At 72.1% G+C, this 20,888-nt stretch carries 18 protein-coding genes; 11 read left to right on the plus strand and 7 right to left on the minus strand.

Annotated elements, in window-relative coordinates; all coding sequences use genetic code 11:
- Positions 1-1,062: an ABC transporter permease gene (locus FHR37_RS31990; protein ID WP_092881971.1), complete on the minus strand. Its 1,062-nt coding sequence runs from the start codon at positions 1,060-1,062 to the stop codon at positions 1-3.
- Positions 1,059-2,906, minus strand: coding sequence for an ABC transporter substrate-binding protein (locus tag FHR37_RS23325; protein WP_092881969.1), 1,848 nt, complete (start codon positions 2,904-2,906; stop codon positions 1,059-1,061). The genes FHR37_RS31990 and FHR37_RS23325 overlap by 4 nt, the downstream gene beginning before the upstream one ends.
- Before the next feature lie 372 nt (positions 2,907-3,278).
- On the opposite strand from FHR37_RS23325, the gene FHR37_RS23330 reads away from it, so the two are divergent.
- Positions 3,279-4,106 (plus strand): GAF and ANTAR domain-containing protein, encoded by an 828-nt coding sequence (locus FHR37_RS23330; RefSeq protein ID WP_092881967.1) that lies wholly within the window; start codon positions 3,279-3,281, stop codon positions 4,104-4,106.
- A 34-nt stretch (positions 4,107-4,140) separates the two neighbouring features.
- Here FHR37_RS23330 and FHR37_RS23335 read toward each other — a convergent pair whose 3' ends face one another.
- Positions 4,141-4,821: a hypothetical protein gene (locus FHR37_RS23335; protein WP_237768627.1), complete on the minus strand. Its 681-nt coding sequence runs from the start codon at positions 4,819-4,821 to the stop codon at positions 4,141-4,143.
- A gap of 195 nt (positions 4,822-5,016) precedes the next feature.
- Complete coding sequence (locus FHR37_RS23340) at positions 5,017-5,703, minus strand: response regulator transcription factor (RefSeq protein WP_092881965.1); 687 nt, start codon at positions 5,701-5,703, stop codon at positions 5,017-5,019.
- A gap of 124 nt (positions 5,704-5,827) precedes the next feature.
- Here FHR37_RS23340 and FHR37_RS32685 point away from each other — a divergent pair, with 124 nt between their 5' ends.
- From FHR37_RS32685 to hpnH, 9 genes are all read left to right on the plus strand, one after another.
- On the plus strand, positions 5,828-7,291 hold the full coding sequence (locus FHR37_RS32685) for a sensor histidine kinase (RefSeq protein ID WP_092881963.1): 1,464 nt from the start codon (positions 5,828-5,830) through the stop codon (positions 7,289-7,291).
- Positions 7,288-8,856 carry a murein biosynthesis integral membrane protein MurJ gene (gene murJ, locus FHR37_RS23350; RefSeq protein ID WP_092881961.1) on the plus strand — a complete coding sequence of 523 codons (1,569 nt, stop codon included), beginning with the start codon at positions 7,288-7,290 and terminating at the stop codon, positions 8,854-8,856. Before FHR37_RS32685 ends, murJ begins: the two co-directional genes overlap by 4 nt.
- 239 nt (positions 8,857-9,095) lie before the next feature.
- The gene (gene hpnC, locus FHR37_RS23355; protein ID WP_237768625.1) at positions 9,096-10,133 is read left to right on the plus strand and encodes a squalene synthase HpnC; all 1,038 of its coding nucleotides are present in this window, start codon (positions 9,096-9,098) and stop codon (positions 10,131-10,133) included.
- A gap of 7 nt (positions 10,134-10,140) precedes the next feature.
- A complete protein-coding gene (locus FHR37_RS23360; RefSeq protein WP_092881957.1) occupies positions 10,141-11,139 on the plus strand; it encodes a phytoene/squalene synthase family protein in 999 nt (332 codons plus the stop codon).
- Positions 11,136-12,551, plus strand: coding sequence for a hydroxysqualene dehydroxylase HpnE (gene hpnE, locus FHR37_RS23365; RefSeq protein WP_092881955.1), 1,416 nt, complete (start codon positions 11,136-11,138; stop codon positions 12,549-12,551). The genes FHR37_RS23360 and hpnE overlap by 4 nt, the downstream gene beginning before the upstream one ends.
- On the plus strand, positions 12,548-13,573 hold the full coding sequence (locus FHR37_RS23370; protein WP_092881953.1) for a polyprenyl synthetase family protein: 1,026 nt from the start codon (positions 12,548-12,550) through the stop codon (positions 13,571-13,573). Before hpnE ends, FHR37_RS23370 begins: the two co-directional genes overlap by 4 nt.
- Positions 13,573-15,498: a squalene--hopene cyclase gene (gene shc, locus FHR37_RS23375; protein ID WP_092881951.1), complete on the plus strand. Its 1,926-nt coding sequence runs from the start codon at positions 13,573-13,575 to the stop codon at positions 15,496-15,498. The genes FHR37_RS23370 and shc overlap by 1 nt, the downstream gene beginning before the upstream one ends.
- Positions 15,495-17,033, plus strand: a complete 1,539-nt coding sequence (gene ispH, locus FHR37_RS23380; RefSeq protein WP_238344811.1) for a 4-hydroxy-3-methylbut-2-enyl diphosphate reductase — start codon at positions 15,495-15,497, stop codon at positions 17,031-17,033. Before shc ends, ispH begins: the two co-directional genes overlap by 4 nt.
- Positions 17,030-18,037 (plus strand): adenosyl-hopene transferase HpnH, encoded by a 1,008-nt coding sequence (gene hpnH, locus FHR37_RS23385; RefSeq protein ID WP_092881947.1) that lies wholly within the window; start codon positions 17,030-17,032, stop codon positions 18,035-18,037. The genes ispH and hpnH overlap by 4 nt, the downstream gene beginning before the upstream one ends.
- 59 nt (positions 18,038-18,096) lie before the next feature.
- On the opposite strand, the gene FHR37_RS23390 is transcribed toward hpnH, so the two are convergent.
- From FHR37_RS23390 to FHR37_RS23400, 3 genes are all read right to left on the minus strand, one after another.
- Entirely contained in the window at positions 18,097-18,858 is a 762-nt protein-coding gene (locus FHR37_RS23390; protein WP_092881945.1) for an SDR family NAD(P)-dependent oxidoreductase, read from the minus strand.
- On the minus strand, positions 18,859-19,125 hold the full coding sequence (locus FHR37_RS23395; RefSeq protein ID WP_092881943.1) for a DUF6458 family protein: 267 nt from the start codon (positions 19,123-19,125) through the stop codon (positions 18,859-18,861).
- A gap of 118 nt (positions 19,126-19,243) precedes the next feature.
- The gene (locus FHR37_RS23400; protein ID WP_092881941.1) at positions 19,244-20,146 is read right to left on the minus strand and encodes an SDR family oxidoreductase; all 903 of its coding nucleotides are present in this window, start codon (positions 20,144-20,146) and stop codon (positions 19,244-19,246) included.
- 267 nt (positions 20,147-20,413) lie between these two features.
- Here FHR37_RS23400 and FHR37_RS23405 point away from each other — a divergent pair, with 267 nt between their 5' ends.
- Complete coding sequence (locus FHR37_RS23405; RefSeq protein ID WP_237768624.1) at positions 20,414-20,887, plus strand: Dps family protein; 474 nt, start codon at positions 20,414-20,416, stop codon at positions 20,885-20,887.
- The last annotated feature ends 1 nt before the right edge of the window (position 20,888 follow it).

Raw genomic sequence — 20,888 nt, forward strand, 5'->3', positions numbered from 1 at the left:
CTAACGCCAGTACTTGACCCGCGGATCCAGCAGCGGGAGCAGGAGGTCGAGGATGAGGTTGGCGGTGAGGACCGCGAAGATCGCCAGGTTGGTGACACCCAGGATCGTGTTGAAGTCGAGGATCTGGATGGCGTTGACCAACGTCGCGCCCAGCCCCGGGTAGTTGAACAGCTGCTCCACCAGCACGTTGCCGTTGAAGATGAAGCCCAGCGAGATCCCGAACGCCGTCACCTGCGGGAGGTAGCAGTTGCGCAGCGCGTACTTCGTGAGGATCTTGCGCGGCCGCAACCCCTTCGCCTGGGCGTAGGTGAGGTAGTCCTCGCCGAGCACCGGCACCATCAGCATCCGGGTGGACAGCAGCCAGCTGAACACCCCGATCACCACGATCGACAGGCTGGGCAGCAGGCCGTACTTCAGCAGGCTGAAAATGAACTCCGGCGAGATGCCCGGGGTCAGTCTGGCGTTGTACGCCGAACGCGCCGGCAGCCAGGCCAGCTGGTAGGCGAAGACGAACGTCAGGATCAGCGCCAGGAAGTAGTACGGCACGTGCGACAACGCGATCGCCACGTTGGTCACCAGGTCCGCGCCCGCCTTGCCCCGCCGCCATCCGGCGAGCGCACCCACCAGCAGGCCGATCACCCAGGCCAGCACCGCGGACAGCCCGAGCAGGCCGACCGTCCACGGCAGCGCGCGCATGATGACGTCCTGGGCGGGCGTCGGGTAGTTGATCAGTGACGGCCCGAGGCTCTGCTGGAACAGCACGCGGTACATGTAGTGCAGGTACTGCGAGAACAGGTTGCCGTCCAGGCCGAACTCCGCGCGGTAGCGATCGATCACCGCCGCGCTGGCCTGCGCGTTGTAGACGTAGTTCTGCTGCAGGGTCTGGATGAACGTCTGGATCGGGTCGCCCGGGATCAGCCGGAAGAAGAAGAACGCGACGGTCACCGCGCCCCACAGCTCCACGAGGTACAGCCCGAACCTGCGGACGGCGTAGCTCGCGAGCGGGTGCGCGGCGAGCCAGGACCGCACGCGTCCCGGCTCGACCGCGACCTCCGAGCTCACTTCTTCCCCGTGGGCTGGAGCTTCCCGATCACGAACATGAACTGTCCCCACCAGTTGTTCGGGACCTGGTAGAGGTCGGAGCCGGTCGGCCAGCCCTTCCAGTACGTCGTGTTGTAGTACGACGGGTAGGCGGTCTGGATCACCGGGATCACCGGCAGCCGCTTGTAGTACTCCGCCAGCGCCTGCTGCATCAGCGGCTTGGCCTCGGGGCTTTCGGGGTTCATCTCCGCCAGCTGGTGGGACAGCGCGTCCAGCTTGGGATCGTTCAGGCGCACCTCGTTGCGCCCGACCGAGTTGACCCCGATCTTCTTGGCGTACTTGCCCTGCAGTCCGACGTAGAGCTGGTTGGGGTCCCAGGACACGCTGCACACCCACTGGGAGGAGATGTCGAACTGGCCGCGTTCGAACTTCTCGCTGTGCACCGAGCCGCTGTAGCTGCGGATGTTGGCGGTGACGCCGAGCTTCTTCAGCTCACCGACGATGAGCTGGCCGATGACGAACTCCGCGCCGTCCACGCCGGACGGTGTGATGACCTCGATGGTGGCCGGCTTGCCCTTCCACATCCGCTTGCCGCCGGCGCCCTTTTTCGCGCCCATCTCGTCCAGCAGCTTGGCCGCCTTGGCCGGGTCGTACTCCATCTTGTACTCACCGGCGACGGACGCGACCTCCCACTTGTCGTTGCCGTCGTAGTCGGCCCAGGGGTACTGCGCGGTCGGCGTCTTCACCGGCCACACCGTCGAGCCGACCTTCTGCCGGTCGATGACGTAGGAGATGACCCAGTGCATGCGCGGGTCACCGATGATGCCGCGGGCCGGGTCGCAGTTCAGCCACAGCGCACGGGGGCACGGGTCGTGGAACGGCGTGGTGACGAGGTTCGGGTAGCCCTGGCTGCGCAGCGACTTGGCGTGCTGCTCGTCCAGCGACCCGACGTCGAACTCCGCCCGCTTGAACGCCTGGCTGGCCGCGTCCTGGGACTGCGCGGTCGACTGGAAGATGACGTACTCGACCTTGGGGTAGAACTTGTCCTTGTTCCAGTAGTCGGGGTTCAGCTTCCAGACGAACATCTTCTGGCTGGCGATCGCCTTGTCCAGCACGTACGGCGCGGTGCGGACGGGCGGGTTGTCGCGGTACTTCGTCGGGTCCTTGCCCTCCCAGATGTGCTTGGGCAGGACGTCGAAGCCGCTGGCGATCGTGCAGATGAAGCCGTAGTGCAGCCGCGGGTTCGGCTTGGACAGCTCCATGATCGCGGTGTGCGGGTCCGGGGTGGAGACGTCCTTGACGAAGTCCTTGAGGTCGCCGCCGCCGCCGAGGAGTTCGGCGTTGTCGCGCATCAGCAGGACGGTGAACTTGAAGTCCTCGGAGGTGAACGGCTTGTTGTCGCTCCACTTCGCCTTCGGGTCGAACTTGAAGGTGAGCGAGGTGAAGTCCTTGTTGTACTCGTAGCCGGTCGCCAGCCACGGCATCAGCTCGCCGGTCGGCAGGTTGAGGTAGAAGAGGTACTCCCGCCCCACGGTGTCGAAGCCGTTGCCGGCGGCGTTGCCGTTGGGGATCCGCAGGTTGAAGCTGTTGAAGACCTGGTAGTCCACCTGGCCGATGACGACCGTCTTGTTCCGCGGTGTCGGGATGTTCGCCTTGCCGACCGCGGGCTCGTCGTCGGCACCCTCGGGCTTCTTGCCGTTGCCGGAGTAGCTGCCGCCACCGCTGGAGCACGCGCTGAGGAAGCCGCCGCCGAACAGCAACGCGGCACTGGCGCCGAGGCCGGCCTTCAGCGCGCCGCGTCGGTTCATGAGCTGATAGCTCAACACCTCTTCGACGTTCTCGAACCTGCGGTCCGACGACTCCATCGGGCACCTCCATGCATTCGCCGAACGTGGGGACAGTGCGTCGGCGCCTTGCTTCCGGGCACATTCCGGGCACACTCCGGGCACATCCGGGCACACCGATGTACGCCCACGGGGGGCGTGGAAGAAGAGCGGAATGTAACTGAGGGGCGACTCGGCACTGCGTGACGCCGCCCAAGTAAATTCCTGCCGACAGAGGGAGTCAACAGATCGCGCACTCACTGTGGTTGCCAGATCTGGACCTGTGTTCAAGTTTCGAACCCAGGGGTCCGGGTAATCCCCCGAGACCGGGGCGTCCAAGGTCGGCAACCCGCGAGGCAAACCCCGCCAGCACCGGGGACACTGACCGTCGAGTATGCAAGGTGGGAGGTTGGCGTGTCCCGGGAGCGACGCATCACCGAGACGTTCGTCGAGTTGGCCGGCACCGCGGCGAGCCAGGACGGCGACGCCGGCTTCCTGCGGCTGTTCGCGCAACGATGCGCCGACCTGGTGGACGCGGCCGGCGCCACCGTGATGCTCGCCGACGAACACGGCCGGCTCGGTCTCGCCGCCACCTCCTCACCGTCGATCCGGCTGGCGGAGGTCACCGGCCTGCGCGCCGGCAGCGGACCCGGTCCGGAGGCCTACGCGCTCGGCCGCCCGGTGGCCTGCCCCGACCTGGACACACCGCCGGAACGCTGGGACGGTTTCGCCGCCGCCGCCCGCGCCGAGGGGTACGCCTGCGCGCACGCGTGGCCCCTGCGCGACCGCGACGAGGTGCTCGGTGCGGTCGAGCTCTACCGCGCCACCTCCGGTCCGTACGACGAACCCGACGCCGAGCTCGCCGAGGCGCTGGCCCACGTCGCCGCCATCAGCCTGCTCCGCGAACGCCGCCAGCAGCGCGCCGACGTGCTCACCCAGCAGCTCCAGCAGGCGCTCGACAGCCGGCTGGTCATCGAACAGGCCAAGGGCGTGCTCGCCGAACGCCGCAGTCTCGGCATCGACCAGGCGTTCGTCCTGTTGCGCGGCCACGCCCGCCGGCACCAGATGCGGCTGGCCACCCTGGCCGGCCAGGTCCTCGACGGCACGGCGGACGGCAGCCTCCTCGGCCACCCGGCCCAGCAGCAGGCGCCGCGCCCGCAGCCGGGCCGTCCCGGACCCGCCGACCTGGCGAGGATGAGTCCTCGCCGGCCGGCCGTGCAACCGCGCCCCGACCGTCCCTGACCCAGGGCGCGGCCGGGCAGCGCGGACCAGCCGGTCAGCTGGGCCGGACCACCGCGAACGGCGTACCCGTCAGCCGCTGCCGCAACGGGTTGTCGGCCAGCGCGGCCGCCAGCGTCGGGGCCGGCAGCGAGAGTGGCGACACCGCACGCACCGAGCCGCCGAAGTCGTTGATGTCGACGATCGCGACGCCCACGCCGAGCCGGTGCTCGAGCTCGGCGCACACCCGCGCCGCGTGCTCGGGTTCGAACGGCGGGAACAGCAGGTGCTCGTACGGCGGCCGTCCGCCGTCGATGTCGCGGGCCAGCGAACCGGCGACGCGGTAGAAGGTCCCCTTCACCCCGAAGGCGCGCCCGACCGCGCCCGCGGCCGCGGCGGCGTAGACGCGCACCCGTCCGGTCTTCCGCAGGACGTACGCCATCTTCTCCGGCACCGACAGCCCGCGAGAGCCTGGGCGCGGCCGAACGAACGACGCGAGCAGTCGCGCCTCGCGGCCCACCCGCACGTCGCCGGTCTGCACCGTGCCGCCCTCGAGCAGCAGGGCGACCTTCTCGCTGATCGCGACGGTGTCGCCGGGCTCCATCTCGAGCAGGTGCTCCGACAGCACCTCGGCCAGGTCGTCCTGCTCGGTCAGCCAGCGCGTCCTGACCGGAAGCCGTTGGAACGACCGTCCGTCCACGGTGATCTTCGACCAGATGAGCGGCGCGGAAACCGACATGACTCTCCCCCGTCCAGCATGGTGTCGCCAGGCAAAACCAGTCTTAACGCGAGGCGACGCGCCGTTGGCGGAGATGAAATCCTTCTAATTTGTCCGGCCATTCGAGAATCTGTGCGGCAGATTTGGTTACGCCGGGCATAATTGGCCCTTTTCCGAGTGGTCGCGAAGTGCCGACGAGATCGGTGGGCGTACCGATCAGCCGGGCGAGCCGACCGCGACGTTCTCGCCGACGAGCCGGTATCCCTGACCGCGCACCGTCTGGATGCGGTCCGAACCGAGTTTGCGACGGAGGTACCGCACATAGACGTCGACCACGTTGGAGCCGGGGTCGAAGTCGTATCCCCAGACGTGGGACAGCAGTTGTTTACGGGACAGCACCTGACCGGGATGACGCAGGAACATCTCCGCGAGCAGGAATTCGCGGGTGGTCAGGTCGACCGCCCGGTCACCGACGACGGCACGCCTGGTGCGCAGGTCCAGCGAGAACTCCCCGTGGCGTACCACCGTGACCGGCGGGCGTGGAATCGCGTTCAGGCGAAGGCGAATCCGGGCCAGCAACTCCTCGAACCGGAACGGCTTGCTCATGTAGTCGTCGGCCCCGCCCTGCAGGCCGGCGACCGTGTCGGCGACCGAGGTGCGCGCGGTCAGAATCACCACGGGAATGGCGTTGCGCGACTCCCGCAGTCGCCGGAGGACGGTGAACCCGTCCTTTCCCGGCAGTCCGAGGTCGAGCACCATCAGGTCGTAGTCGCCCGACTGGGCCTGACGCAGCGCGGAGTCCCCGTCGGGGACGGTGGTGGTGTCCAGCCCGTTGCCCCGCAGGCCCTTCTCGATCAGCGACGAGATGCCCTGCTCGTCCTCGGCAATGAGGATATGGGTCATCACCGGACTCCTTCCGACTCGTTACGTCCGGCACAAGTGGCAGCGATAACTGCGATTCCCCAGCCATTTGAGTCGTAACTTCGGATAATGAGGCGGATCGAATCGAGGACAACTGGGGCAATCGGTGGGTGTGAGCACTGGCGGGTATTCGCCGCACCAACTGGTGCGCGTTCCGCGGTCGGCACGGATCCGCGTTCTCGGTTGGCTGGTGGCGTTGTGCGCCGTGGCGATGGCCGCGGCCGGCGGCGCGGTGATGGCGATCGAACATGACCGGACGACCCACGAAGTCGACGCCGAACTGAGTCGCGATGTCCGTCAACTCGCGAACTCGGCGGCGGTACGCCTCGATCCCGGCACCGGGCAGGCCGCCGTACCGACGCGCCGGGACTTCTCGGCCGCGTTCGCCGCCCACCCACCGCGTCCGGACGAGGCGTACTTCGGCTTCGTCGACGGCCTGCTGCTCGCCCGGTCCGCCGGAAGCGGCCTCGCCGGCCCGGCCGCCTTCAGCGAGGTTCTGCCGTACGCCCGGGCGGCGGCCCGGACGACAGGACCGGCGTCCGGCGAGGTGACGGTCGCGAGCGACCTGCGCCTAGCCGGCACGGCCGTGCCGGGTTCCGGCGGCCACCGCGCCACGCTCGTGGTGGCCCGGGACACCACCCGGCTGGAGGCCGTTCTCTACGCGGAGTTCCGTACGTACGCCCTCGTCGCGCTGGCCGGACTGGCGCTGGCGACCCTGGCCGGCTTCGCGGCCACCGGCCGGATCCTCACCCGCCTGCGGGTTCCCGTCCGCCCCACCACCGGGCAGCCGCTCACGTTCGCGCCGCTCACCCTGCACCGGCAGGTCCTCGACGACGCCGGCCACGAGTTGCGGACGCCGATCACCATCATGCGCGGGCATCTGGAACTCCTGGACCCGAACGACCGGGCCGAGGTCGCCGCCACCCGTGATCTGGTGCTGGACGAACTCGACCGGATGGCGCGGCTCGTCGACGACCTGGCGACCCTGGCCACCGCCGACCGGCCGGACTTCCTGCGGCCCGCCCCGGTGAACGTCGGGGTGCTGGTCAAGGAGATCGCCGAGAAGGCCCGGACCCTCGGGCACCGCGACTGGGTGGTGGAGGCGAGCACCGACGCCACCGTGGTCGCCGACGCCCAGCGGCTGACCCAGGCCCTGCTGCAGCTGGCCGACAACGCCGTACGCCACACCGTCGAGGACGACACCATCGCGCTCGGCTCCGGTGTCGACGAGAGCACCCGGATGGCCAGGCTGTGGGTCCGCGACACCGGACCGGGCGTGAGCGAGGCCGACCAGGAACGCATCTTCGGCCGGTTCGAACGCGCCGCCGAGGAGGAGCCGGGGTCCGGTTCGGGGCTGGGCCTGGCGATCGTCGCCGCGATCGCCAAGGCGCACGACGGCCGGGTCGTGCTGTACTCCACGCCCGGCCTCGGTTCGACGTTCACGGTGCTGATCCCGCTCGTCGGCAGCGGCGCCGATCAGCCCCGCCACCGCACCGGCGAACGCGAGCCGGAGCTCGCCGGTGACGCCGACCGGATACCCGCCGCCGGTCATGTCCGGGTGACCCGCTGAGCGGGGGCCGGCGGGCCGCCGTCGTCCGCTCCTCCGCGCTGCTCGTCGGGCTCACCGCAATCAGCCAGGTGCTCGGCTTCGCCCGGGACGCGGTGATGGCCGCGGTGTTCGGTGCGGACGCCGCCGTGGACGCGTTCCTCGTCTCCCAGGGCGTGATGAACGTCGTTCTCGGGCTGGTCTCCGGCGCGATGGCCAGGTCGCTGGTGCCGCCGGTGGCGCGGGCGGTCGAGGAGAACCGCCCGAAGGAAGGGCAACGCACTGTCCAGGTCACGTTGACAGTGACGATGGCAGTCCTGCTGGTTGCGTCCGCGGTGATGTTCGTCCTCGCCGATCAGGTGGTCGACGTCCTCGCGCCGGGCTTCGACCCGCACACCGAGGCGCTGGCAGTGACGATGACCCGCATCGTCCTCGTCGCGACGGTGTTCGTCTCCGGCACGAACCTCCTGGCCGGCGCCGCGCAGGCACACGGCCGGTTCTTCTGGGCCGGTGTGCAGGGGGTGCCGTTCAACCTGGTGATGATCGGCGCGATGGTCGCCTTCGGCGGGAAGTTCGGCGTGGCCGCGCTGGCCGGTGGTTTCGTCGTCGGGTCGGCCGCCCGGTTCGCCGCCCAGCTGCCAGCGGTGCGCGGCATCGGCCTGCGGCTGCGGCCCTCGCTGCGCGTCCGCGATCCCGGCTTCCGGGAGATGATGCGGATGGTGCCGCCGCTGCTGGTGGGCAGCGCCATCGTCAACGTCAACACCACGGTCGACCGCGCGGTCGGCTCGGCCCAGGGCGCCGGCACGATCGCCTCCCTCAGCTACGGCTGGCGGGTGGTCACGCTGGCCGAGGTCGTGCTGGTAACGGCGTTCGCGACCGCGTTGTTCCCCGCGTTCAGCGCCCTCGGCCGGCCCGAGCGCCGGGGCGAGCTCCGGCGCGCGACCGGACGGGTTCTCGGCGTGGTGCTGGTGGTGATCACCCCGGTGGTGGTGGTGCTCGCGGTGGCGGCCAGGCCGATCGTCGTGCTGCTGTTCGCCCGCGGCAGCTTCGACGAGCGGGCCGTCCACCTGACCACGCTGGCGGTGTCCACGTACGCACTGGCGCTGCTCGGCCTCGCGGTGCGCGAGGTGGTGGCCAGGGCGAGCCTCGCGGTCGGCGACAGTCGCGCGCCGGTGCTCACCGCGCTGGGCGCGATGGGCGTGAACGTGGTGGGCGACCTGACCCTCGGTGTGCGGTACGGCGTGACCGGACTCGCTGCCTCCACGTCGATGTCGGTACTGCTGGCCGCGACCGTGCTCAGCGTGCTGACCGCCCGGCGCCACCGGGCCCTCGCGCTGGCGCCGGTGGCACGCACCGTCCTCGCGGTCGGGGTGGCCGCGGCCGCGTCGGCGGCGGCGGGCTTCGCGGTGTCGCGCCGGCTGCCGGTCGAGGGCGCCCGGCACGCACTGGTGTCCCTGGCGGTGACCGGCGCCTGTTGCCTGCTGACGTACGCCGTGGTGCTCGTCCTCACCCGGGTGCCCGCCCTGGCCGACCTGCGCGCGGCCGCGCGGGACCTGACCAGCGGGCGCCCACGCCGGGACCCGACCTAGAGATGGCGCCCGGTCCTGCCGCCGGAGCACTGTCAACGCGGCCTTGCCGCAAGGCCGGCTTGCCGCAAGGCCGCCTTGCGCCCGGGATCATCGGTGGTACGGATCGCTTGCGGCATTTCTCCCGCGAATGTCGGCGCGCGCCCGCGGACCCGTGCATAGGCTGGCCCACGTCGGCCGGTGACCGGCCGAGGTGCCCTGGGTCGTCGGGGGCTGGGGGAGATACGCCCGAGGAGCGCGTCATGTCCGACAGACCGGACGGCCCGTACGGCCCGCATGGCCCGCATGGCCCGCATGGCCCGCATGGCCCGCGTGGCATGGACGGGCCGGCGACGGCCCGGTTCGGGGCCGGCGGGACCGATGGTGTCGGCGGTGCCGAGGATCCGTGGGCGAAGGCGGCGGCGGAGAACTTCCCGGTGACCCTGCGGGTGGTGCCCGTACGCATTCGGCAGGACCTGGAAGCGGTCTACCGCTACGCCCGGCACGTCGAGGAGATCGGAAACACCGAGAACACCGAAGGCACCGGAACCGCCGGGAACACCGAGGACACCGGGGACGGGGCACCCGCCGACCGGTCGGCCGTACTCGACCGGCTGGCCGGCATCGACGCGGACATCCGCGCGCTCTACCACGGCGGCCCGGTGAACGACCCGGTCGTCGCCGACCTCGCCTCGCTGGTGGCCAGGCAGCGGGTGCCGGCCGACCCGCTGCTGCGGCTGATCGAGGCCGGCCGGCGCGACCAGCGGGTCCGCCGGTACGACACGTTCGCGGAGTTGCTCGACCACTGCCACTACTCCGCGGACCCCGTGGGCGAGCTCGTCCTGCTCGTCTTCGGCCGCGCGACCGCCGAACGCGTCCGCCGCTCGAACCAGATCTGTACGGCACTCCAACTGCTGGCGCACTGGCAGGACGTGGGCGAGGACTACCGCCGGGACCGGATCTACCTGCCGCGGGAGGACCTGCGCGCGTTCTCCGTCGGCGAGGAGGACCTCGGCCGGCCCCGGGCGAGCGAGGCGCTGCGGGCGCTGATCGCGTTCGAGACGGCCCGGGCGCAGAAGCTCCTCGAGGCGGGCGCGCAGGTGCTGGGCACGCTGTCGGGCTGGGCGCGGGTGAGCGTCGCGGGCTCCGTCGCCGGCGGGCGGGCCACCTGCTCGGCGCTCCGCCGCGCCGGCTACGACCCGCTGCGCCGGGTGCCGCGGCCCACCTCACCGGTGATCGCCGGAGCCTGGCTGCGGAGCATGCTCGGTTCCCGGCGTACTCCGGCGGGTGGCCGGGGATGAGAGGGAGATGAACGTCGATCAGGCCTACCGCGCGTGTGCGGCGATCACCCGCCGGGAGGCGCGGAACTTCTCCTACGGCATCGCGCTGCTCCCCGGGCCGAAACGGCGCGCCCTGTCCGCGGTGTGCGCCATGGCGCGCCGCGTCGACGACATCGGCGACGCCGACCTGCCGGTGGCCGAGAAGCTGCGCCGGCTGGCGGTGGTGCGCAACCAGGCCGAACGCCTGCTGGCCGGCCCGCCGCCCGCGCCCCCCGATCCGGCCGACCCCGCCGACCCGGCCGCGTCCGACCCGGTGGTGGTCGCGCTGGCCGACGCGGCGCGGCGGTTCCCGATCCGGCTGGACGCCCTCCTGGAACTCCTCGACGGATGCGAGGCCGACGTCCGGGGCATGCGCTACAAGACGTTCGAGGACCTGGTGGGCTACTGCCGCCAGGTCGGTGGCTCGGTGGGCCGGCTGTCGCTCGGGGTGTTCGGCCCGCGGTCCTACGCCGAGGCCGAGCCGCTGGCGGACACCCTCGGCGTCGCTGTGCAGCTCACCTGCATCCTGCGCGACCTGTACGACGACCGGCTGCGCGGCCGGATCTACCTCCCGGCCACCGACCTGGACGACTACGCCTGCACCCTCGAGCTACGCGAGCTCCGCGAACTCCGCGAGGGCCACGAGCCCCGCGACGGCCGCGACCCCCTCGGCCCCATCGACCCGCGCGAGCCCCGCGACCCGCGCGAGAGCGCCGCCGAGGAGGGCCTGATCGACCCGGACAGCTTCGCCGACCTGGTGCGGTTCGAGGCGAACCGCACGCGGGCGTGGTACGTGCGCGGACTCACCCTGCTCCCGTTGCTGGACCGCCGCAGCCGGTCGTGCACGGCGGCGATCGCCGGCGTCCACCTGCGGCTGCTGGACCGGATCAGCGCCGACCCCGACCTGATTCGCGACCAGCGCCTGGAGTCGCCGGGCAGGGCGAAGTTCGCGGCGGCGGCGCGGGCGCTGGCCCGAGGTGAGGCATGACGTCGGTCGCGGTCGTCGGCGGCGGCCTGGCGGGGATCGCGGCCGCTGTCCGGCTGGCGGACCGGGGTGCCCGGGTGACCCTGCTGGAGGCGCGCACGCACCTGGGCGGTGCGACGTACTCCCTGGACCGGCCTGCCGTCTCCGGCCGGTCCGGCCTGGTCGCCGACACCGGCCAGCACGTGTTCCTGCGGTGCTACCACGCCTACCGCGCCCTGCTGGAACGCCTCGACGTGGCAGCACTCGCACCGGTCCAGGACCATCTGGCGATCCCGGTGCTGCGGCCGGACGGGCGTTCGGGCGAGCACGCGGACCAGCCGGCCTGGATCTACCGCACCCGGCGCGGACCGGCGCCGCTGCACCTGGCCCGATCGCTGGCGGCGTACAGGCCGCTGACCCCGCTGGAACGGCTTCGCGCCGGCGCGGCCGCGTTCGCGCTGCGCCGGGTCGACCCGGACGACCCGCGCAGGGACACCTCGACGTTCGGCGAGTGGCTGCGCGAACGCCGGCAGTCCGGGCGGGCGATCGAGCGCCTGTGGGGCCTGATCGCGGTCGCCGCGCTGAACCTCCCGCCCGACGAGGCGTCCCTCGCGCTGGCCGCCAAGGTGTTCCGCACCGCGTTCCTCGACCGGCCCGAGGCCGCCGACCTCGGCGTGCCCGCGGTGTCGCTGCGGCAGTTGCACGCCCAGCCCGCGGCCCGGCTGCTGGAACGCCTCGGTGTCGACGTCCGCACGAACGTGCGGGTGCTGGCCGTCGAACCACTCGCCGATCCGGGCGCCGGCGCCGAGCGGTTCGTCCTGCGTACCCGTACCGACGAACTCACCGCGGACGCGGTCGTGGTGGCGGTCCCCCACCAGTCCGCCGCCCGGCTGGTGCCGGCTCGCGCGGTGCCCGACGAGGCACGGGAACGCTGGGCCCGGCTGGGGTCGGCGCCCATCGTCAACGTCCACCTGCGCTACGACCGGCGGGTGACGGCGTTCCCGTACGCCGGTGCGCTCGACTCCCCCGTGCAGTGGATCTTCGACCGGACCCGGGCCGCGGGCGTGGACCGCGGCCAGTACCTCGTGGTGTCGGTGTCGGCCGCGCACGCCGAGGTCGGCACGACCACCGAGGAACTCCGCCGTACGTACGCCAACGCGGTGGACGACCTGCTGCCCGGCGCCCGCACCGCCCGGGTGGTCGAGTCGTTCGTCACCCGCGAACCCCACGCGACGTTCCGCCAGGGCCCCGGCACGGCGGCGTTGCGCCCACCCACCCACACCGGACTGCCCGGGCTCACCCTCGCCGGCGCGTGGACCGCCACCGGGTGGCCGGACACCATGGAGGGCGCGGTACGCAGCGGCCTGCGGGCGGCGGACGCGCTCTCCCTCACCAGGACCCCGACGTCGCGCCCCCTTGGAGAGGCCCTGCCATGACGCTGCTCCCCACCGAACGCCGCATCGCGGAGACCCACCGGATGGTCGAGCCGGCCCTGCTCGCCGCACTCGATCGGCTGGACGCGGACACCCGGCGCGCCTGCGGCTACCACTTCGGCTTCTGGGACTCCGACGGCCAGTTCCCGGCCGAGCCCACAGCGCGCGGCAAGGGCCTGCGGCCGGTCCTCGCGGTGCTGTCGGCGCAGGCGGCGCAGGCACCGCCCGAGGCGGGCGTTCCGGCCGCGCTCGCCTGCGAGCTCGTGCACAACTTCTCGCTGTTGCACGACGACGTGATCGACGGCGACACCGAACGCCGGCACCGGCCGACGGTGTGGGCGCGGTTCGGCGTACCCGACGCGATCCTGGCCGGCGACGCGCTGTTGTCCCTGGCCAACGAGGTGCTCGCCGAGGCCGACTCCGTCCACGTCCACGTGGCCGTACGCCGGCTGGGTGAGACCGTGCGGCAGCTGATCGCGGGCCAGACCGCCGACATCGCGTTCGAGAAGCGCGACGACGTGACCCTCGCCGAGTGCACCAGCATGGCCGCGGACAAGACCGCCGCCCTGCTGGCGTGTTCGGCCTCGCTGGGTGCGGTGCTCGCGGGGGCGCCGGCCACCCTGCTGGCGGCGCTGACGACGTTCGGGCGGCACGTGGGCATGGCGTTCCAGCTCACCGACGACCTGCTCGGCATCTGGGGCGACCCGGTGCGCACCGGCAAGCCGGTGCTGTCGGACCTGCGGGCGCGGAAGAAGTCCGTCCCGGTGGTCGCCGCGCTCACCGCCCCGACGATGGCGGCGGAGGAGTTGCGCGACCTCTACCGCCGGCCCGACCCGCTGGACGAGGCCGAGCTCGCCCGGGCCGCGTCTCTGGTCGAACAGGCCGGTGGCCGCGGCTGGACCGAGGACGAGGCGGACCGCCAGCTCGCGGCCGGGATCCGGGCACTGGGCACGGTCGACCTGCCGGACCCGGTGCGCGACGACCTGACCCGGGTCGCGGGTCAGCTGCGCGGACGGAGCGCCTGATGGCCGGCCTGTCCGCGCGGTCGGTGCAACCGAACGCCGACGACGACGCGTCGGCGCACGCCGCGCTGGACCGTGCCGTCGAGCACCTGCTGGACCTGCAGGACCCGGCCGGCTGGTGGAAGGGCGAGCTGGAGACCAACGTCACGATGGACGCCGAGGACCTGATGATGCGGCAGTTCCTCGGCGTCCGCACCGACGAGCAGACCGCGCAGTCGGCCACCTGGATCCGAAGCCAGCAACGCGACGACGGCTCGTGGGCGAACTTCCGGTTCGGGCCGGGCGACGTGTCCACGTCGGTGGAGGCCTACGTCGCGCTCCGGCTCGCCGGCGACGACGCCGACGACCAGCACCTCAAGCAGGCCCGTCAATTCATCCTTGACAGCGGCGGGGTCGAGGCCACCCGGGTGTTCACCCGGATCTGGCTGTCGTTGTTCGGGCAGTGGAGCTGGGACGACGTGCCCGCGCTGCCGCCGGAGATCGTGCTGGCGCCGGCCTGGGTGCCGTTCAACGTCTACGACTGGGGCTGCTGGGCCCGGCAGACTCTCGTACCCCTCACCATCCTCGGCGCGCTCCGGCCGAACCGCCCGCTCGGGGTGAGCGTCGACGAGCTCCGCACCGGTTCGCCGGCACCGCCACCGGCCCCGCCGACCACGTGGCGGGGCGCGTTCACCCGGCTGGACCGGGCCCTGCACGCCTACGAACGCCGGCCGGTCCGGTCGGTGCGCAAGCTGGCCTTGCGCCGGGCCGCGGAGTGGGTCGTCGCCCGGCAGGAGAAGGACGGCTGCTGGGGCGGCATCCAGCCGCCGTGGGTCTACTCGCTGATGGCGCTGCACGCCATCGGCTACCCGCTGGACCACCCGGTGCTCGCGGCGGGCCTGGCCGGCTGGGAACGCTTCACCATCAGGGAGGAGACCCCGGACGGCACCGTACGCCGGATCGAGGCGTGCCAGTCGCCGGTCTGGGACACCGCACTCGCCCTGGTCGCGCTCGGCGACGCGGGCGTGGATCCCGAGGCCGGCCCGATGGTGCGGGCGCGCGACTGGCTGCTGGCGGAGGAGATCACCGTCCGCGGCGACTGGGCCGTACGGCGGCCGCACACTCCCGCCGGCGGGTGGGCGTTCGAGTTCGACAACGACGGCTACCCCGACACCGACGACACCGCCGAGGTGGTGCTCGGCCTGCGCCGGACCGCCGAGTCGCCACAGGTGGAGGAGGCGGTACGCCGGGCCCGGATCTGGCTGCGCGGCATGCAGTGCCGGGACGGCGGCTGGGGCGCGTTCGACGCTGACAACACCCGCGAACTCGCCTACCAGTTGCCGTTCTGCGACTTCGGCGCGGTGATCGATCCGCCCAGCGCGGACGTCACCGCGCACGTGGTGGAGATGTTCGCCCACGAGGGGCACGCCGACGACCCGGAGGTGCAGCGCGCGGTGCGCTGGCTGCTGGACGCGCAGGAGAAGGACGGCTCGTGGTTCGGCCGGTGGGGCGCGAACCACGTGTACGGCACCGGCGCGGTCCTGCCCGCGCTGGTGGCTGCCGGCCTCTCCCGGCACGACCGGGCCGTCGTCCGCGGCGCGAACTGGCTGACCGCGCACCAGAACGCCGACGGCGGCTGGGGTGAGGACCTGCGTTCCTACACCGATCCCACCTGGGTGGGCAAGGGCACGTCGACGGCGTCGCAGACCGCGTGGGCGCTGCTCGCGCTGGAGGCGGCCGGGCTGAGCGGGTCCCCCGCCGTCCGCGCCGGGATCGCCTGGCTGGTGGCCACCCAGCGCCCCGACGGCGGCTGGGACGAGCCGCAGTTCACCGGCACCGGATTCCCCGGCGACTTCTACATCAACTACCACCTCTACCGGCTGGTGTTCCCGGTCACCGCGCTCGGCCGGCTGCTCACCCCGGCAGGCGATGCGCAGGACCGGGCATGAGGGGAGCTGCGATGGCGGCCGAGTTCGCCCTGTGCGCGCCGACCCGGCTGGAGACGGCCGCGGTCCGGCGTGGCCTGCCCGCGGGAACCACCTCGGCCACGCTGCTGCGTACGGGCATGGGCCGCCGGCACGCCGAACGTGCGGCCCACCTGCTCGCGCACACCGGCCGGCCACCGAGCGGTGTGCTGGTGACCGGGGTGGCCGGCGCGCTCGACCCCGGCCTCGCACCGGGTGACGTGGTGGTGGCCACGGAGGTACGCGCCGGCGAGCGCGTCGTCGCCTGCCCGAGCGCACCGCTGCTGGCCGCCCGGCTGGCCCGGATCGGCCTGACGGTGCGCACCGGCCCGGTGGTGAGCCGGGACCACCTGGTCAGCGGCGCCGCGCGCACGCCCCTGCGCGACAGCGGCGCCCTCGCCGTCGACCTGGAGTCCGGCTGGCTCGCGGCCGGCCTGCCCGCCTCGACCGCGACCGCGTGCGTACGGGTGGTCGCCGACCCGGCCACCGGCGCGTTGTGGCGACCGGTCACGCTGGCCCACCTGCGGACGGCGGCGCGCACGCTCACCACCGTCGCGCCCGCGCTGGCCGACTGGGGTGCGGCGACCGGGGCGCGGACCGTCCTGCTTCCCCACCCGCGGTCGTTCTGCGCCGGGGTGGAACGCGCCATCGACATCGTCGAGCGGGTCCTCGTCCAGCGCGGCGCCCCGGTCTACGTCCGCAAGCAGATCGTGCACAACTCCCACGTCGTGGCCCGGCTGGAAGGCCTCGGCGCGGTGTTCGTGGAGGAACTGGCCGAGGTGCCCGCGGGCGCCACCGTCGTCTTCTCCGCGCACGGTGTGTCCCCCGCGGTCCGGGACGAGGCCGCCGCCCGCGGTCTCGGCGTCGTGGACGCGACCTGCCCCCTGGTGGCGAAGGTGCACAGCGAGGCGCGCAGGTTCGCCGACCGCGGCGACACCGTGCTGTTCATCGGACACGACGGGCACGAGGAGACCCAGGGCACCGTGGGCGAGCGCCCGGGCAGCACGGTGCTGGTGGAGGACCTCGCCGGCGCCGCCCGCGTACGGGTGCCCGACCCCGGCCGGGTGTCCTACCTCGTGCAGACCACGCTCGGGGTGGAGGAGGTGGCCGAGATCGTCGGCGTCCTGCACGACCGCTTCCCCGCGCTGCAGGGTCCGGCGTCGGACGACATCTGCTACGCCACCACCAACCGCCAGCACGCCCTGCGGTCGGTGGCCCGGCAGGCCGATCTCGTCCTCGTGGTCGGCTCCCGGAACTCCTCCAACGCCAACCGGCTGGTCGAGCTCGCCCGCCGCCTGGGCACCCCGGCCCACCTGGTCGACGACCCCGGCGGCATCGACCTGGCCTGGCTACCCGACGCGGCCACGGTCGCGGTCACCGCGGGCGCCTCGACACCGGCGTCGCTGGTCGACGCGACCGTCGACGCGCTGCGCGGCCTCGGCCCGGTGGACGTGCGCGAGCACGTGGCCACCACCGAGGACATCGAGTTCACCCTGCCGAAGGAGGTGCGCAACCCATGACCATGCCGATGCGGCAGAGCCTGCGAATCGGGCGGTACCTGCTGACCCAGCGACTGCGCGGCCGGGAGAAGTTTCCCCTGCTGGTCGAGCTCGAGCCGCTGTTCGCCTGCAACCTGCAGTGCGCGGGCTGCGGCAAGATCCAGCACCCGGCCGACGAGCTCCGCCGCCGGATGCCGGTCGAGCAGGCCGTGGCCGCGATGGAGGAGTGCGGCGCGCCGATGGTCTCCATCGCCGGCGGCGAACCCCTCATGCACCCCGAGATCGACCGGATGGTCGCCGAACTCGTGAGGCGGAAGATCTACGTCTTCCTGTGCACCAACGCGTTGCTGGTCCGCAAGTGGTGGGACCGCTTCGACTTCCAGCCCTCGCCCTACTTCGCGTTCGCGGTGCACATCGACGGCCTGCGCGAACGCCACGACGCGTCGGTGGACCACGAGGGCGGCTTCGACGAGGCGGTCGCGGCGGTGAGGTTCCTGCAGGCACAGGGATTCCGGGTCACCACCAACACCACGTTCTTCACCAGCGACAGCCCGCAGAACGTGATCGACGTACTCGACTTCCTCAACGACGACCTGCACGTCGACCAGATGATGGTGTCGCCGGCCTACGCCTACGAGAAGGCGCCCGACCAGGACCACTTCCTCGGCGTCACCCAGACCCGGGAGCTGTTCCGCAAGGCGTTCGCGAACGGCAACCGCGCGCGCTGGCGGCTCAACCACTCCCCGATGTTCCTCGACTTCCTCGAGGGCAAGGTGGACTTTCCCTGCACCGCCTGGGGAATTCCGTCGTACTCGCTGTTCGGCTGGCAGCGGCCCTGCTACCTGATGAGCGACGGATACGCCTCGACGTACCAGGAACTGGTCGAGGAGACCGACTGGGACAGCTACGGACGGGGCCGGGATCCGCGGTGCGCGAACTGCATGGCGCACTGTGGGTACGAACCGACGGCGGTGCTGGCCACGATGGGCTCACTGCGCCAGTCGTTGCGGGCCATCGCCGGTTGACAAGGGCCGGTTGACAAGGGCCGGTTGACAAGGGCCGGTTGACAGGGGCGGGCGGCGGCTCAGCCGTCGCCGCCCCAGCGCCCGGCCAGCCGGTGGTAGGTCGTCGGCGCCAGTGAACGCACGGCCACCGGGACGCGCAGCCAGGCGGGTACGACGACCTCGGCCTGGTCGCGTTCGACTGCCCGCACCAGCGCGGCCGCCACCCGCTCCGGCGGGATCGGGCGCGGGAAGCGCCGGGCGTACGGTGCGCCGCGCCGGGCGAAGAAGTCGGTGTCCACCACGCCCGGGACCACCGTGCTCACCCCGATGCCGGCGCCGGCGACCTCCGCCCGCAGGCTGGCCGCGAACACATGCAAGCCCGCCTTGACAGCGGCGTACGCCGACTCACCGGCGACTCCCAGCACCGCGGCGATGGAGGAGACGAAGACCAGGTGGCCTGAGCCGCGCGCGGTCATCGCCGGCAGCACGGCCCGGGTGAGCTCCATCGGCGCGCGCAGGTTGACCGTGAGCAGCCGGTCCAGGTCGGCGTCGTCGACCTGCGCCGCCGGGCCGACCGCGCCGACGCCGGCGTTGTTGACCAGCAGGTCGGGCGGCTCGTCCCGGTCGGCCAGCCGGGCCGCCAGGCCGGCGACGTCGTCAGGGTCGGCGAGGTCGGCGACCAGCGGCTCCCCGCCGGTGGACCGGGCCACCGCGGCGAGCCGGTCCGCGTCCCGGCCGACCAGCAGAAGCCGGCAGTCGGCGGCGGCCAGCCGCTCGGCCACCGCGCGCCCGATCCCGCCGGACGCGCCGGTCACCACCGCGAACCGACCGGCGACCCGCACTCACACCTCGGGCGGGACGTCGGTCTCGCGGTAGACCCGCCGCTCGGCGGTGGTCTGCCGGCCGTTCTCGATGACCTGCCGCTCGCTGATCGAGGCCGCCCGGCGCCGCTTGTTCCACAGCGTCAGCGTGATGGCCAGGATGGTCGCGCCGGTGAGCATGAACACCCAGCCCACGACGTCCAGGCTCAGCCAGTCCGGGTTGGCCCGCACGGCGAAGGCAAGGATCGCCCCGAACGCGATGAGAAAAATGCCCGCGCCGATACTCATGTCGGAACCTCCGTCGAACGTCGCGTACCCCCATATTCAACTACTTTCCGGCGGCCGACTCCGGCACCCGCGCATTCCGGGCGCGTGGGGGATACCGGAGTCGGCCAGCGGGGGACGGTTACGGCAGCCGGCCGCCGGTGACGCCGAGGATCTGCCCACTGACGAAACTCGACTCCTGGGAGGCCAGGAACACGAACGCGGGCGCGAGCTCGGCCGGCTGACCCGGCCTGCCCAGCGGTGCGTCCGCACCGAACGACGCCGCCTTCTCCGCGGGCATCGACGCCGGGATGATCGGGGTCCACACCGGGCCGGGCGCCACCGAGTTGACCCGGATGCCGCGCTCGGCGAGCTCCTCCGCGAGGCCCTTGGTGAACGTCACGATGGCGCCCTTGGTGGTGGCGTACGGCAGCAGCGCCGGCGTCGGCTGGTAGGCCTGGATCGAGGAGGTGTTGATGATGGTGCCGCCCTCGGGCATGGCCGGCAGCACCGCCTGGGTGAGCCAGAACATCGCCATGATGTTGGTGCGGAACGTGTGCTCCAGCAGGTCCGACGGGATCTTGTCGAAGCTGCCGAAGCTCATCTGGTACGCCGCGTTGTTGACCAGGATGTCGACCTGGCCGAACTCCTTGACCACCTGGTCGGCCAGCCGGCGGCAGTTGCCCTCCTCGCTCAGGTCGGTCGCGAAGCGCAGCACCTTGCGGCCGGCCTCCTCCACCACCCGGGCGGTCTCGTCCGCGTCGGACTCCTCGGCCTCGAGGTAGGCGATCGCCACGTCGGCACCCTCGCGGGCGAACGCCAGCGCGACGGCCCGGCCGATGCCCGAGTCACCACCGGTGATCAGCGCCTTCTTACCCTCCAGCCGGCCCAGCCCGCGGTAGGTGTCGTAGCCGTAGTCGGGCTTGGGGTCCATCTCGGAGTCCAGGCCGGGGTGTTCCTGGGTCTGACCGGGGAAGTCCGGGCGGGGGTGCTGGTGCTGCGGGTCCTGCTGGCTCGTCTGGTCGGGTTGGTCGCGCTGCGTCATGAATCTCCCAGCTCGTGCACGTGTGAGGGGCCGTTCCCGGTCGGCGCCGGTCGGCACCGGTTCGCTCGTGTCGGAGGCTTACCCCGTAAGTCCCTCCTATCACGTACGGGAACGACCCGCCTGTCGCTCCGTTTCGTACCGGCGGCGGCCGGTACGCCTTGCCGGGCGATCCGCTCAGGTCGCGGCGGGGTTTGCCTGCCATCGGACCGGGACGCAGGCTGGCAGTGGAGGGTGCCTGCCACGTGACGAAGACGTGAGGTGAGTTCGGTGACCCAAGGACACGCCAAGACCACCGACGAGGTGTCGGGGAAGGACGTCGCGAAGGTCCTGCAACCGGTCCTCGTCGACCTCCTGGGCCTGGCCCAGAACGGCAAGCAGCTGCACTGGCACGTGCGCGGCCGCTACTTCCTGCCCGTCCACGAGCGGCTGGACGTCGTGATCGACGACGCCCGGGACTTCGCCGACACGGTCGCCGAGCGCCTGGTCGCGCTGGACGTACCCGCCGACGGCCGGCCGGCGACCGTGGCGACCACGACCAACCTCCCGGAGGTGGCGCCGGGCTTCACGAGCGACGACAAGGTCGTCGGCGCCGTCGTCGACCAGCTCGACGCCACGATCGCGCGGGCGCGCACGGCGATGGAGGCGCTGGAGACGACGGACCCGGTGAGCCAGGACATCGTGATCGAGGCCCTGCGGACGCTGGAGAAGCACCGCTGGATGTTCGCCGCGCAGCTCGGCTGAG

This window comes from Actinopolymorpha cephalotaxi (genome assembly GCF_013408535.1).
In the GTDB taxonomy this organism is placed as follows: domain Bacteria; phylum Actinomycetota; class Actinomycetes; order Propionibacteriales; family Actinopolymorphaceae; genus Actinopolymorpha; species Actinopolymorpha cephalotaxi.